The organism is Aquificaceae bacterium, from assembly GCA_037722135.1.
GTDB classification, from domain to species: domain Bacteria; phylum Aquificota; class Aquificia; order Aquificales; family Aquificaceae; genus Pampinifervens; species Pampinifervens sericum.
The window spans coordinates 1-14,691 of sequence record JBBKAW010000007.1; the positions used below are offsets into that span (position 1 = coordinate 1).

Consider the following 14,691-nt stretch of genomic DNA (forward strand, 5'->3'; position numbering starts at 1 on the left):
ATGATGTTAAATAGTATAATGCTTATTGCAAAACTTTCTCCACCTATTATCTTTATTCTATAAGAGAGGTGTGAAGCATGTTTGAGAAGTTTACAGAAAAGGCAAGGCAGGTAATATTGCAAGCAAGAGAGGAAGCCATAGAGCTTGGGCATACATACCTTGGCAGTGAGCATATATTATTAGCCCTTATAAAGGAAGATGACCTTCCCTCCCTTGTGCTTACACGCTTTGGCTTGACCGCAGAAAAGGTTCGCAAAGCCATAATGGGTCAGATAACCCGTGGGAGCCACTCGGGTGAGATACTCTTTGCACCAGACGCCAAAAGGGTCCTTGAGTTTGCGGTGGAAGAGGCGCGCATACTGCACCACCAGTTTGTGGGACCCGAGCACCTGCTTATAGGTGTTGTCAGAGAAAAAACTGGTCTGGGTGGAAGGATACTCAGAGGCTTTGGTCTTGATGAGTATTCCGTAAGAAGGGAAGTCCTGCAGATTCTTGGAGAGCTTCCTCCTCAAGAGAGCACCAAGTATGCACCCACTCCAAACCTTGACAGGTTCTCAAGAGACCTCACGCAGATGGCAAGGGAAGGAAAGCTTGACCCAGTTATAGGAAGGGAAAAGGAAATAGAGAGAGTTATACAGATACTGGTCAGAAGAAGAAAGAACAACCCAGTTCTTCTTGGAGACCCCGGTGTTGGAAAGACCGCCATAGTGGAAGGTCTTGCCCAAAGAATAGCCTACAGACAGGTTCCAGACCCTCTCCTTAACAAAAGGGTTGTAGCCCTTGACCTTGCAGCCTTGGTGGCTGGAACAAAGTATAGAGGTCAATTTGAAGAAAGGCTCAAAAATATCCTCAAGGAGCTTGAGAAGGCACCTAACGTGATACTCTTTATTGATGAGATACATACCCTTGTGGGTGCGGGTTCTGCGGAAGGTTCAATCGATGCCAGCAACATGCTAAAGCCAGCCTTGGCAAGGGGTGAAATACAGGTTATAGGTGCTACCACCCTTGATGAATACAGGAAATACATAGAAAAAGATGGTGCTCTTGAAAGAAGATTCCAACCTGTTATAGTAGAACAGCCATCTCAAGAAGATACTATAAGGATACTGTACGGGCTTAAATCTAAGTTTGAAGAGTTTCACAACGTGGAATACACGCCTGAAGCAATAGAAAAGGCGGTCATACTATCTGAAAGATACATAACGGAAAGGAATCTTCCAGACAAGGCAATAGACGTTCTGGATGAGGCGGGTTCTTTGGTAAAACTTAGAGCTTACCAATTACCACCAGAGTTGAAGGAAATAGAGGAAAGGATAAGAGAGATTGAGAAACGAAAGGAAGAGGCTGCAAGAGAGCAGGACTATGAAAAGGCTGCAAGATTGAGAGATGAAGAGCTAAGGTTGAGGGCGAAGTTTGAGAACTTAAAAGCCAAGTGGAAACAGGAAATGGCTTCCAACAGACCAAAGGTCACTGAAGAAGATGTTGCGGAAGTGGTAGCAAGATGGACTGGTATACCAGTAAAGAGAATACACGAGAGCGATATGGAAAGGCTCTTGCGTATAGAAGAGGAGCTTCACAAGAGGGTAATAGGACAGGATGATGCCATAAGAGCTATAGCAAAGGCAATAAGAAGGTCAAGGGTAGGATTAAAGGGTAAGCACAGACCCATAGGTGTTTTCCTATTCCTTGGACCCACAGGTGTGGGAAAGACCGAAACAGCAAAGGCTCTTGCGGAGTATCTCTTTGGCTCTGAGGAAGCACTCATTAGGTTTGATATGTCCGAATATATGGAAAAGCATACCGTTTCAAGGCTTGTGGGTGCACCCCCTGGATACGTGGGCTATGAGGAAGGTGGACAACTAACGGAAAGGGTAAGGAGAAGACCCTACTCGGTGCTACTCTTTGACGAAATAGAGAAGGCTCATCCAGACGTGTTTAACATATTCCTCCAGATATTTGACGACGGAAGGCTCACCGATGCCATGGGAAGGACAGTGGACTTTTCTAACACCATAATCATAATGACCTCCAACTTAGGTGCAAGGCTAATAGCCCATGGTTCTCAGATGGGTTTTGAGAAAAAGTTCGGCATGATAGACTACGACCAGATGAAAAAGAACGTTCTTGACCAAGTTAAGAAGACCTTTAGTCCAGAGTTTCTCAATAGGCTTGATGAAATTGTAGTTTACAGACCTCTTGAGAAGGAAGATGTGGCTAAGATAATTGAGCTTCAACTTGAGCAGATAAACAAAAACCTCCAAGATTGGAATGTGAAGGTGAAACTACACAAGAACTTTGTAGACTGGATAATAGAGAAGGAATACAAGCCTGAGTATGGTGCAAGAAGTATCAAAAGGGCACTCCAGCACCACGTGGAAGACTTACTTGCGGAAGAACTACTCAAAGGAGCTCTTGCTGATGTGGAGCTTGTGGAGATAAGGATAAAAGATGACAAGCCTTACATAAAGCCTGTCAAAAAGAAGGAGAAGTTAGAGGCTATATTCAACCAGTGAGAAGTTGAGTGGGGTTTTCAAGGGTAAAGACCTTGGATACCCCGCCTCTGCTACTCACACCTATAACCCTATCCGCAAAACTTGCAAGCACTTCCCTTAGAGTTACCACTATAAACTGAGCCTTCTTTGACCTCTCCTTTATAAGCTCTCCCACCCTTTTGGCGTTTGCTTCATCAAGATGGGCATCCACCTCGTCAAAGTAATAGAAGGGTGATGGTCTATAATCCTGTATGGCGAAAATAAGAGAAAGGGCAGCAAGTGTCTTTTCGCCACCAGATATGGCTTCTAAGTATTGCACTTCCTTTCCTCTTGGCTTTACCACCAAGCTCACACCACCAGAAAATGGGTCATCCTCCTTTTCAAGCACCATGTAAGCTTTTCCACCAGGAGAAAGCTCTGAGAATATGCGTCTGAGGTTCTTGTCTATTGCATGGAAAGTCTCCATAAAGGCTCTTAGCTTTTTTCTTTCTATTTCCTGTATAAGTTCCTTTATGGACTCCTTTTCCTCTTTTAGCTTTTTGTATCTCTCCTGATAGTCCTTGTATCTTTCCTCATATTCCTTGTATTCCTCTTCCGCCTTAAAGTTCACACTACCCAGAGAAGAGAGCTCCCTATGTATTTTTGAAAGCTCTTCTTTGAGCTTGTTATAGCTTTCTTTTACCTCCACTACGTCCCCTTCGTAGCTAAGCTCCCTTAGTTTATAAAGGCTCTCTTCGTATTTTTCTTCAAGTCTTACCCTTTCAAGTCCAAGCCTATGAAGTTCTTCCCTAATGGTTTCTTCATGAAACTTAAGCTTTCCAAGTTCTGACTGAAGGTTCCTTTGCTCTTCTTCCAACCTATCTTTTTTTCTATAAAGCTCATAGGCTTGTATATTAACCTGCTTTAACTCTTCCTCTGTTTCTTCTTTTCTTTTATGCAACTCTTCCAATATCTGTTGTAGGCTTTTAATTTCTTCCCGAGCACTGTCAATAAAGGCGAGCTTTCTGCCTATTTCCCTTCGCAAACTTTCTCTTTCCATCTGCAGTTCTTTTAGCCTTAGTTGTTTGACGTGTATAGACTCCTTTAGTCTTTCTATTTTCTGTTTTTGTTTTTCGTATTCCCTTCTTAGGTCTTCTACCCCAGACTCCTTATAGTGGATTAAAGCTGAATGCTTCTTTATTTTGAGGTTTTCCAGCTTTTCCTCAAGATAAGCTATCTCCTCCCTTAAGGTTTCTACCTTTTTTACGGTCTCTTGCAATTCTTGTTCCAATATCTGAAGATATTCTTCCGCTTTACGTAGCTTTTCTTCTATATCTTTTAGCCTTTCATAGCCAGCCTTGTTAGCTTCTTCCTCCTCTTCAAGCCTTCTTTTAAGTATGGCTATGACGCTTTCCTTTTCAAGAAGCTCATCCCTGAGAGCTTTTAGGAGCTTTTCCTCTCTTTGTTCCTCTTCCCTTAGCTTTTCTTCAACCTCCAAGAGTCTATTCAACTCCTCAAGATAAAAGGCTCTTCCAAGCTCACCTCTCTCTTCACTATACCCTCCACTTATAACACCACTTTTTTCAAAGAGCTCACCTTCAAGTGTTACCATCCTATAGGCATTTCCAAGAGCCCTTGCGGTTTCAAAACTCTCCACAAGAAGCGTATCCCCAAAGATAAACCTTACAGCCCTTTCAAATCTTCTGTCATATTCTAATAGGTTTACCACAAAGTCTATAACACCTCTTTGTCGTGGCGGATAGGGTGGTAAGTTCACTTCCCTTATCCTGCTTAAGGGTATAAAGTTTAGCCTTCCCCACTTGAGTTCTTTAAGCCTTTGAATACATTTCTTTGCCACCTCTTCATCCTGTACCACCACATAGGAAAGTCTTCCACCCCCTGCAGTCTCAACCGCCTTAAGGTATTCAAGGTCCTTTACCCTTATAAGACTTGAAGCTCTGCCGTATACACCCTCTATATCTTCAAAAGGTAGTTCCTCTGGAGGCATGCTCTGAAGCCTACCCCTAAGCATGGAAATCTCTCTAATGACCTCCTCCTTTTCTTGTCTTATCTTTCTTAGCTTTTCCTCTTGAGCTTGATACTGCTCCCTTTTCGCCCTTAAGGACCTTTCCTCCTCTTTTAACATTTTTTGATAGTCTTCCTTCTTCATAAGAGATTCACTCATGTTTGACTTAACCCTTTCTCCCTCCTCTTTGAGCCTTTTCATGTCTTCCCTTACCCTTTCCCTTTTAAGCTCCAGCTCCCTTATCTTTAACTCCATCCTTGAAAGCTCTTTCCTTGCCTCCTCCAAACGGGAGAAAAGCTCCTTAAGTTTTTCTTCTATTTTTTCCATCTCCTCAAGAGAAACCCTTAGGCTTTCTTCTTTTTCCTTCAGGCTTTTCCAGAGAAGGTTTGTGGACCCTTCTAATTCCAAAAGCTCCATGTTTTGTCCTTCAATATCCCTAAGAAGCTCTTCCTCCTCCCTTTTTATGGACTCTTCTTGAGCTTCCAAAGAGACTATTTGTTCCTGTGTGAAGATTATCTCTCGCTCAAGGTCTTCAATCCTCTTTCTACGTTTTTCTATTTCTTGGTTAAGGTTTTCTATGGTTTGTGATAGTCTACCAACCTTCTCTTTGTATGGAAAGAGAGAATCATTTATGCTCCTTAGCTCCTCTTCTAACAGGATAAGCCTTTCTTCGTATTCTCTAAGCATATCTTTTAGCCTTTCCAGTTCCTTCTCCTTTTGAGCCATAGCTTGAGATTTATCATGCAAAGACCTCTGCAGGTCATAGGCGGTCTTTAAGTAAAGCCTTATTTCCAGCTCTCTTTTCTTTTCCTCCAAGCCTTTGTAAATACTTAGTCTTTTTAGCTCCTCTTTTAGTCTCTCCATCTGGACTTCCATCTCATCTAAGAGAAGCCTCAGTTCCCTCAACTTTAGCTCTACCTCTCCAAGGTCCGTAAGAGCCTTTTGCTTTTTCTCTTCGTATTCTTCAATACCTGCTATTTCTTCCAAAAGCTTTCTTCTTTCTACAGGCGTCATCTTCAAAAACCTTACTATGTCTCCTTGAAGCACCACATTGTAGGCGTTTTCGTATATGCCAGCTTTAGAGAGAAAGTCCATCAAATCCCTTTCTCTTACCACCGCACCGTTTATTCTAAAGACCGTTCGCCCATCCTGATAGACCTTTCTTGATATAACTATATCCTCTTCTTGAAGAGGGAAAAGCCCGTAGTTTTTAAAGTGCACCTCCACATAGGCATAATCCGCCCTATCAGAGTTTTTTGAGTATATAAGGTAGGAGAGGTTTTTTGCCCTAAGGGTCTTTGCGGTAGCTATGCCAAGGCAAAAGGATATAGCATCGCCTATATTAGACTTACCTGCACCATTTGGACCAACAATACTTATAAAACCCTGACCTAAGGGTATTTCTATCCTATCCTTTCCATAGGATTTAAAGCCCTCTAAGGTTATTTTTTCTATCCAAGCCTTCACGAATTAATAGTATAATTAAAGGCGGTATGAGGTTAAGAATTAAAAAGTTAAGTGGTTTATCTTGCATAACTGAATTAGAAAGATGGTAGCGGAGCTATTGATAGCACTATACTGTGGTTCTCTCTTTACCATAACCTTTTTGGTAGCACCTGTCCTTCTTAGGGTTGATAAAAACAAAGACTTCGCAGGAGGGCTTTACGGAAGGGTGCTTTGGAGGTTTTACAAGGTTGCCTTTCTCATACTTTTGTTTTATCTTATCTTAAGTGATGCAAAGCTTGATGGTATACTTCTTATGCTGGCTCTTGGGCTAAACGTGGGAATTTCATACTGGCTTAAAAACTACAAGAGGAGTTTGGGGAACATAGACCTCCTTGATTATAATGAACCCAGAAGAGTGCTTTTTAGAAGGGTTTCCATGCTATCAACCCTTATTCTTTTTATAAACTTCTTGCTTTCTATGTATGTGCTTATAAAACACCTTAAAGGAGGTTCACTTGCAGGAGTATAGGGTTAACAAACAGATAAAGGCTAAGGAGGTAAGGTTAATAGACGAAAATGGAAAGCAGATAGGCATAGTTCCACTGCAGGAGGCTCTTAGAATAGCCAGCGAAAAGGGTCTTGACTTGGTAGAAGTTGCACCTCAAGCAAACCCTCCTGTATGTAAGATACTGGATTATGGTAAGTTCCTCTATGAGCTAAAGAAGAAGGAAAAGGAGGCAAGGAAGAAACAAAGAGAGCATGCCATTGATGTGAAGGACATGATGCTTTCGGTAAGGATTGACGAGCATGACCTTAAGGTAAAGCTAAAGCACATGAGAGAGTTTCTCATGGACGGGGACAAAGTAAGGGTAAGAATTCGCTTTAGAGGAAGGGAGCATCTCCACCCAGAGCTTGGTGATAGGTTAGCAAATAGAATAGTGGAAGAGTTATCGGACGTGGGACAGCTTGAGGCTCCAATAAAGAAGGAAGGAAACTTTCTAATCTTTGCCCTGCTCCCTAAAAAGAAGTAAATGAAAAAGGAAAAGACTTACTTTGTTTGCCAAGAGTGTGGATATTCAAGTCCAAAGTGGCTTGGAAAATGTCCTTCTTGTGGTGCTTGGAACTCTATGGTGGAGGAGAAGGAAACAAGGTCTCTCTCTGAAAGGGTAATAGTCAAGGCTACACCAAAACCTCTCCATCTTTGGGAAGAAAAAAACGCTCTACGGCTTAGCACGGGTTTTGAAAGTCTTGACTATGCTCTTGGTGGTGGGATAGTGAAAGGTCAAGTTTTGCTCCTTGCAGGCGAACCGGGCATAGGCAAGTCCACCCTCTTATTGCAGGTATGCGAAAGGTTTTCAAAGCTATATGGACCTGTTTTATATGTTTCTGGAGAGGAGTCTCCATCACAAATAGCCCTTAGAGCAAAAAGACTAAGAGTAGGTTCAGAAAGCCTTTTGGTGTTTCCAGAAACTAACCTTGAGATTATTCTGCAGACCCTGAGGGAAGAAAGACCTTCTCTCCTTGTGGTGGACTCGGTGCAAACCCTTTATAGCTCAAGCCTTGAGTCTTCGCCAGGCTCTGTTGCTCAAGTAAGAGAATGCACCTTTAGGCTCTCTGAGGTTTGCAAGGAGCTAAATATTCCCGTTTTTTTGGTGGGTCAGGTCAACAAAGAAGGCGTGCTTGCGGGTCCAAAGGTGCTGGAGCATATTGTGGACACGGTTCTTTATTTTGAGGGGGAGAGGTTTAACTTCTACAGGGTGGTCAAGGCGGTTAAAAACCGCTTTGGTGAGTCTGGGAACATGGCGGTCTTTAGGATGACAGGACAGGGGCTTGAGGAGGTTCAAGAGCCTTCCGCCTTTTTCCTGCAAGAGAGGGTTGGCTCTCCTGGGAGCGTGGTTTTTCCTCACACAGAAGGTAGCAAGCCAGTGCTTTTGGAGGTGCAAGCCCTAACCATACATGCACTATACACCACCCCTCAGAGAAAGACTCAAGGCTTTGACCCAAACCGCTTAGCTCTTATACTTGCAGTGCTTGAAAAGGAAGCAAAGGTCTTTACAAGAGACAGGGATGTGTTTGTAAACATAGTGGGTGGTGTAAGGGTGGAAGAGCCAGCCATAGACTTGGCGGTTGCCCTTGCAGTGGTAAGCTCCGTAAAGGATAAACCTGTTGGTGATGTGCTTATTTTTGGTGAGCTTGGTCTCTCTGGGGAGGTGAGGTCTGTCCACTTTGCACAGGAAAGGCTAAAGGAAGGTCTTCGCTTTGGCTTTAAGAAGGCTATAGTTCCAGAGGGTTGCAAAGTAGAATTGGAGGGTTTAGAAGTTTTTGGCGTAAGGCATATTAAAGAAGCCATTGAGCTTATAATCTAAAATGTGAAGGTGCTACTTGTGGAAGATGACAGGCTTTTGGGGGAGTCTCTTAAGGAGTATTTGGAGTCAGAAGGCTTTTTGGTGGACTGGATATACGATAGTAGGGAGTTTTTTGACCTTCTTGAGGTTTCTATATATGACGCCATTGTGCTTGACCTTATGATGCCTCATATAAGTGGTGAGGAACTTCTAAGAGAGCTAAGAGAAAAGGGAAACACCACCCCTGTGCTTATACTTACTGCAAAGGGTAGGATTGAGGACAAAGAAAAGTGCTTTTCTCTCGGTGCGGATGATTATCTTACAAAGCCTTTTGAACCCAGGGAGCTACTGCTAAGGCTCAGAGCCTTATACAGAAGAACAGTTAGACAAGAAAGGCTAAAGCTAAGGAATGTAGAAGTTGACCTAAGGGCTGGTAGGGTGTGGGTTGAAGGTAGGGAGATAAGGCTAAGTAAAAAGGAGTGGCTACTGTTTAAGTATCTGGTAGAAAACAGGGATAGGTTTGTCTCCACAAAGGAGCTCCTCAACTATGTGTGGGGCGATGAGCCAGTGGGGGACGAGGTGGTGAGGGCTCACATAAAGAACCTCAGAAGACTCTTGCCAGAGGGCTTTATAGTCTCTCAAAAGGGAAGGGGCTATAGAGTTGAAGCGTGAGAAATTCCTGCTTTATCTTTCTCTCTTTACCCTTTTGGTGGCTGGTTTTGGACTTATAAACCTCGTAGTGTTTCTTGAAATTAAAAGGCTCATTGAGGAGAACTCCTACAGGCTTGCCTATCAGCACTTTATAACCCATCTCCAAAACCCACACCATATAGGAGACAAAGACTTTGTTATAAACCCACCTGCAGTTGAAGGATACAGGATATATGTCTTTGAAGCTCCGGAAAACCCATTAAAGAGCGTAAGGGTAGGTATAAGGGAAGAGTTTCTTAGGGAAAGGAAGGACAGCATAATGAAAAGACTTCTGGTGGCAGAATTTTTCCTAATTTTTATGCTTGTTTTTCTCTATCAGAGGATTATTGAGGAGTATTTTTCAAGGCTAAAGGGAAAGGAGGAATGGATAAAGTCCCTTATGCTATCTCTTACCCATAGACTTGGAAACTTTATAGCCACACAAAAAGTCCTTTTGGCTATGTTAAAAAAATCCTATCCTCAAGATGAAAAGATAAGGAGGTTGGAAAGAAGTCTCCACAAGGTTCAAAGGGAGCTAAGCCTGTTTATAAACTCAGTTAAGGAAGGGAGAGAAAACAAGAGAGAGAATATCCAGTTGGAAGACTTGATAAAAAAGACCCTTAGCTTTTTTGAAGAGGAGCTAAAGGCTAAAAGGCTCATATTGAGAACTGAAAGACTATTTGTATACATGAACAAGGAGGACCTTGAGGATGTGCTCTACAACCTCATAGGCAATGCCATAAGGCACTCAAGAGAACTTATCCACATAAAGGTCTGTGCGAAAAAAGGGCTTTTGGTGATAAGGAACGACCTTGGTGGTGAGGTAAAGCACGGTATGGGGTTGGGTGTAGAACTTACACGCATGGTCTTAAGGAGATACAACTTTGGCTTACAGATAAGCCTAAAAAGGCACTATACCGCCTTTGTGCTCTTTAAAAGGCAGGGCTAAACTCTACCCTTGTTTGAATTCCAGAATTAAGGTCCTTAAGGGTATAAAAGCCACCAGCCATCTCCTCTTCTCCCACTATGACTGCATAATCCGCCCTTATCTTGTTGGCAAGCTCAAGCTGTTTTTTGAGACCGCCTCTTTTGTAAGAGACCTCAACCCTTTTGCCCTCTGCCCTGAGAGCCTTTGCTACCTGCAAGGCATAGGGTAGAACATCACCAAAGGGTATGACCAAGTATAGTGGGTCTTCTGGAGGAAGGTTTTTCACAAGCATGGAAAGCCTTTCTAATCCTACCGCAAAGCCTATGGCTGGAGTGGGAGGTCCACCTATTTCCTCCACAAGGTAATCATACCTACCACCTGCTATCACGGTAATATCAAGCTCCTCAGAGACCGCCTCAAAAACTGTCTTTGTGTAGTAGTCAAGTCCTCTCACAAGGTTTGGATTTTCTCTGTAGGGTATAGACATGGCATTTAAATATTCCTTTAGCTTTGAGTAGTGCTCTTTACACTCCTTGCACAGAAAGTCCACCATCTTAGGAGCATCCTTGACTGCAGACTTACAGGTTGGCACCTTGCAGTCTAAGACCCTAAGAGGGTTTCTGTCCTTTCTATCAAGGCAGACTTCACAGAGATGCTCCTCCACACCTGCAAGATAGGCACTCAAAGCATCTCTATAGGCAGGTCTGCAAACCTTACATCCTATGGAGTTTATCTCTATTACCGCCTTAATACCAAGCTCAGAAAGTATCTCATAGACAAGACCTATAAGCTCCGCATCCACCACAGGCTCAAGGCTTCCAAAAACCTCCGCACCCAGTTGATGAAACTGTCTGTATCTGCCAGCCTGTGGACGCTCGTAGCGAAACATGGGACCCTCATAGAAAAGTTTCACATAAGGCTTTAAGGCATATAGCCTGTTTTGAACGTAGGCTCTAACCGCGCCTGCAGTGCCCTCAGGTCTAAGGGCAAGCCATCTACCCTTTCTATCCTGAAAGGTAAACATCTCCTTTTGGACTATGTCCGTTGCCTCTCCTATGCTCCTTTGGAATACCTCCACATATTCCACCACAGGAAGCACTATCTCTTCAAAGTTATAAAGCCTTAGCTTTTCTCTTATAAGGTTAGAAATATACCTGAACCTTTTTAGGTCTTCTCCATAAATATCGTGAAAGCCTCTTACACTTTGAAACTCAGGCATAGAGAATAATTATAGTCCTCTCCCAGACTAAAGAACCCTCTATTTTTCACTCTCCAAAAGGCAAGGTTATCATAGCTACTGTAGTGCAGTAGTGATATATTTATACATGATGAATCGCATATTTGTATGGGGTGTGAACTTCAAAACCGCTCCAGTGGAACAGAGGGAGCTTTTGGCTTGTAGCAGGGAAGATGCTTACTATCTTTTACCACCCCTTAAAACTATAAGTGGCATAGTAGAGATAATGCTCCTGTCTACCTGTAATAGGGTGGAAGTTTACACAGTCGCAGAAAGCTATGAGTCTATGAATAGGTTAATCCTTGAATTTCTACAATTAAAGGGTGTGGATGTGAGGCTTAGAAGAAACTCCTTCTTCTTAGAAGATAAACATGCGGTTGCTCACATCTTTAGAGTTGCAAGCGGGCTTGAATCCATGGTGGTGGGAGAAACGCAGATAGTAAACCAGTTTAAAGAGGCATACAGAATAGCGAAAGAGCTCCAATGCACTGGCAAGGTTCTCAATAGACTATACGAGAAGGCTCTTAGAACTGCCAAGAGGGTGCGCACAGAGACTGGTATTAGCAAAAACGCAGTTTCAGTAAGCTATGTAGCTGTAGAGCTTGCCAAAAGGATATTCGGAAACCTTGCAAAGACAAAGGTTCTCCTTGTGGGTGCTGGTGAAATGGCTGAGCTTTCCGCGAAATATCTTAAAAAACTCCAAGCACATCTTTTTATAACTAATAGGACATACGAAAGAGCGGTGGAATTAGCAAAAGAGCTTGAAGGACACGTGCTAAGATTTGAAGAGCTTTCTGAACATCTCCATGAATTTGATATAGTAATAGTCTCGACAGGGAGTAAGAAGTTTATCATAGACGCTCCTATGGTCAAAAAGGCGATAAGGAAAAGAAACTACAAACCTATCTTTTTCATTGATATATCTGTTCCCAGGAATGTAGACCCCGAGGTTAATAAGGTTGATGAAGTGTTTCTCTACGATATAGATGACCTACAAGAGGTTGCAGAGAAGAACCTAAAGGAGAGACTAAAGGAGAAAGAAAAGGGAGAGATAATAGTATGGGATGAGGTGAGTAAGTTCATGAAGTGGTTGGAGTTTCTTAAGGTTGAAAAACACATAGTAAGCATAAAAAGGGTATGGAGAGAGGTAGAAGAGAGGGAACCGATGGTTAGAAAGCTAATTCACAATGCGATGGAAGAGATAAGAAAAGACCCTTCCCTTGCAGAAAAGTTAGTTAAAATATTCTTGCAGGAGGTGGAATATGCAAACACATAGTGAAGGCTACCCTATGTCTATAACGGAGTTAATGGAACTTGAAAGTGAATACTCCATAAAGGCTTATGTGCTTATAAAAGCAGACCCCAGGGAAATCCCCTCCATAATGCTTGCCCTTTCAACCTTTGAAGGCATAAAAACCGCAGACGTAGTGACAGGTCCCTATGACATAATCGTCTTTGCGGAAGTAAAGAATCAGGATGAACTCGGTAGGCTTGTAATAAGCAAAATACATTCCTTGGAGGGAGTAAAGGAAGCCCTTACCTGTGTGGTGGTAAGGATATGAACGATTTTCCTTTTGTAGTGGAAGAAGCTGAGAGAATATTGGTTATATACTCCAAAGAACCTGTGGTTTACAAAGAGGAAGATGACGGGGTTGAAATTTTCTATTCAAAAAAATGGAGAAGTTGTAAAGATAATAATAAAAAAGGATGATAAGCACCACATTATCTACTTCTGATTACCTTGTTATAGAAGGAGGAAAGCCTTTAAAGGGAAAGGTAAGTATCTCTGGTTCAAAAAACGCCTCACTTCCTATAATTATGGCAAGCATACTAACTAAGGAAACTTGCGAAATAGAAAATGTACCTGACCTTCTTGACACAAGAACAGCCTTTGAACTCCTTCAATACTTAGGTGCTGGAGTTGAGTTTGGAAAAGGACGGGTAAACATATATCCGAGCTCCATAAACATTTACACTGCACCAGACGAAGTGGTAAGGCGTATGAGAGCTTCTGTCCTTGTAATGGGTCCCCTGCTTGCAAGGTTCGGAAGGGCGGTGGTTTCCATGCCAGGGGGTTGTTCTATCGGGATAAGGTCCATAGACCAACATCTTAAGGTGTTTGAGAAAGCTGGTGCTGATATAAGGGTTAGGCATGGTTATGTAGATATGGAGTTAAAAAGGCTAAACCCTGTAGAGTATACCTTTGAAGTTATAACTGTAACGGGGACTGAAAATGCCCTTATGCTTCTTAGTAGCTGTGAAAAGAAAAGTATTTTGAGGAATATAGCCTTAGAGCCAGAGGTTATGGACCTTGTAGAAGTGCTTAGAAAAATGGGTGCGGAGATATATATAGAAGACAGAACCGCTATAATAAGAGGGAGTAGAGAGCTTAAGGGATTTAGCCATAGAGTTATTCCGGATAGAATAGAAGCTGGGACTTTTATGGTAGCTGGCTTTTTAACAGGTGGTGATATTGTGCTTGAAGACTTAAGGATAGAGCATTTAGGTAGTGTCATAGAAAAGCTAAAAGAAGCGGGTGCCAAAGTTGACATTCTAAGCCTTAACAGTCTTAGAGTGAGAGGAGGTGATAGTATTAAGCCTCTTTGTATATCCACTGCGGAGTATCCTGGTTTTCCCACAGATATGCAGGCTCAATTTATGGTGCTTTGCTGTCTTGCGGACGGGGTTTCAGAGATAAGGGAGAATATCTTTGAAAACCGTTTTCAACACGTAGCAGAACTTCAAAGAATGGGTGCGGACATACGTGTGAGAGGTAGAACTGCAATTATAAGAGGGGTTAAAAAGCTATACGGTGCGGAAGTATACTCTACCGACTTAAGAGCATCCGCCAGTCTTGTATTAGCAGGGCTTGTAGCGGAAGGGACCACAGTGGTAAAAGACATATACCATCTTGATAGGGGATATGAAAGGCTTGAGGAAAAATTCAAGAGTTTGGGGGCTGTCATAGAAAGACAGCCCCGAAGAAAATTTTAGGTTATTTCTATCTTCCTCTCCTTTGCACCTTCAGCCTTTGGTATTCTTATTTCAAGCACGCCGTCCTTGAACTCCGCTTTTGCGGACTCTACCTTTACATCTGTAGGTAGAGGCAAAACTCTCTCAAACCTTCCGTATACCCTCTCAACTCTGTGGTATGCTTCCGTCTTTTCTTCTCTTTCCTCCTTCTTTTCTCCTCTTATATAGAGAGCATTGTCTCTGATGGACACCTCAACGTTTTCCTTCTTTACACCCGGAAGCTCCGCCTTTACCACCAACTCCTGGTCTGTTTCATACACATCCACTACAGGTGCGAAAACCCTTTCACCTTCTTCCCTTGGCACAAGCTCTTCAAGAAGTCTGTCAAACTCCCTCCTTATGCGTTCAATCTCTGCAAATGGGTTCCAAACCATAAGACCTCTTCTCATGGCAACCACCTCCTTTAGGGTTTTGATATAAATTTATTTTAGTCCTCCATTATAAAATGTCAAGGGATATATGCGCGCCTATAACCCCCTGACTACCTAAAAAGTGTGTGATGATATAATTTTATA

General features: G+C 42.6%; 13 protein-coding genes. 10 read left to right on the top strand and 3 right to left on the bottom strand.

The window, feature by feature from the left end; all coding sequences use genetic code 11:
- The first annotated feature begins 77 nt into the window (after positions 1–77).
- Positions 78–2,513: an ATP-dependent Clp protease ATP-binding subunit gene (locus tag WKI49_00495; GenBank protein ID MEJ7620977.1), complete on the top strand. Its 2,436-nt coding sequence runs from the start codon at positions 78–80 to the stop codon at positions 2,511–2,513.
- Here the strand turns inward: WKI49_00495 and smc are convergent.
- The gene (gene smc / locus WKI49_00500) at positions 2,503–5,964 is read right to left on the bottom strand and encodes a chromosome segregation protein SMC (protein ID MEJ7620978.1); all 3,462 of its coding nucleotides are present in this window, start codon (positions 5,962–5,964) and stop codon (positions 2,503–2,505) included. The two genes, WKI49_00495 and smc, sit on opposite strands and share 11 nt — an antisense overlap.
- 82 nt (positions 5,965–6,046) lie before the next feature.
- On the opposite strand from smc, the gene WKI49_00505 reads away from it, so the two are divergent.
- The 5 genes from WKI49_00505 to WKI49_00525 are packed head-to-tail and all read left to right on the top strand — an operon-like array spanning position 6,047 to position 9,927.
- Entirely contained in the window at positions 6,047–6,472 is a 426-nt protein-coding gene (locus WKI49_00505; GenBank protein MEJ7620979.1) for a hypothetical protein, read from the top strand.
- Positions 6,459–6,974: a translation initiation factor IF-3 gene (gene infC, locus WKI49_00510; GenBank protein ID MEJ7620980.1), complete on the top strand. Its 516-nt coding sequence runs from the start codon at positions 6,459–6,461 to the stop codon at positions 6,972–6,974. Before WKI49_00505 ends, infC begins: the two co-directional genes overlap by 14 nt.
- Positions 6,975–8,309, top strand: coding sequence for a DNA repair protein RadA (gene radA / locus WKI49_00515; GenBank protein MEJ7620981.1), 1,335 nt, complete (start codon positions 6,975–6,977; stop codon positions 8,307–8,309).
- A gap of 3 nt (positions 8,310–8,312) precedes the next feature.
- Positions 8,313–8,960, top strand: a complete 648-nt coding sequence (locus tag WKI49_00520) for a response regulator transcription factor (protein MEJ7620982.1) — start codon at positions 8,313–8,315, stop codon at positions 8,958–8,960.
- On the top strand, positions 8,950–9,927 hold the full coding sequence (locus WKI49_00525; GenBank protein MEJ7620983.1) for a hypothetical protein: 978 nt from the start codon (positions 8,950–8,952) through the stop codon (positions 9,925–9,927). Before WKI49_00520 ends, WKI49_00525 begins: the two co-directional genes overlap by 11 nt.
- Here WKI49_00525 and hisS read toward each other — a convergent pair.
- Complete coding sequence (gene hisS, locus WKI49_00530; GenBank protein MEJ7620984.1) at positions 9,911–11,125, bottom strand: histidine--tRNA ligase; 1,215 nt, start codon at positions 11,123–11,125, stop codon at positions 9,911–9,913. The two genes, WKI49_00525 and hisS, sit on opposite strands and share 17 nt — an antisense overlap.
- Positions 11,126–11,231: 106 nt before the next feature.
- Between hisS and hemA the strand changes: the two genes are divergently transcribed.
- From hemA to murA, 4 genes are read left to right on the top strand one after another with little or no spacing between them, the layout of a single operon-like run.
- The gene (gene hemA / locus WKI49_00535; GenBank protein ID MEJ7620985.1) at positions 11,232–12,419 is read left to right on the top strand and encodes a glutamyl-tRNA reductase; all 1,188 of its coding nucleotides are present in this window, start codon (positions 11,232–11,234) and stop codon (positions 12,417–12,419) included.
- Positions 12,406–12,705, top strand: a complete 300-nt coding sequence (locus WKI49_00540) for an Lrp/AsnC ligand binding domain-containing protein (protein ID MEJ7620986.1) — start codon at positions 12,406–12,408, stop codon at positions 12,703–12,705. The genes hemA and WKI49_00540 overlap by 14 nt, the downstream gene beginning before the upstream one ends.
- Entirely contained in the window at positions 12,702–12,854 is a 153-nt protein-coding gene (locus WKI49_00545; GenBank protein ID MEJ7620987.1) for a hypothetical protein, read from the top strand. Before WKI49_00540 ends, WKI49_00545 begins: the two co-directional genes overlap by 4 nt.
- Positions 12,851–14,137 carry a UDP-N-acetylglucosamine 1-carboxyvinyltransferase gene (murA, locus tag WKI49_00550; GenBank protein ID MEJ7620988.1) on the top strand — a complete coding sequence of 429 codons (1,287 nt, stop codon included), beginning with the start codon at positions 12,851–12,853 and terminating at the stop codon, positions 14,135–14,137. Before WKI49_00545 ends, murA begins: the two co-directional genes overlap by 4 nt.
- Here murA and WKI49_00555 read toward each other — a convergent pair.
- On the bottom strand, positions 14,134–14,565 hold the full coding sequence (locus tag WKI49_00555) for an Hsp20/alpha crystallin family protein (GenBank protein ID MEJ7620989.1): 432 nt from the start codon (positions 14,563–14,565) through the stop codon (positions 14,134–14,136). The two genes, murA and WKI49_00555, sit on opposite strands and share 4 nt — an antisense overlap.
- Positions 14,566–14,691: the final 126 nt, after the last annotated feature.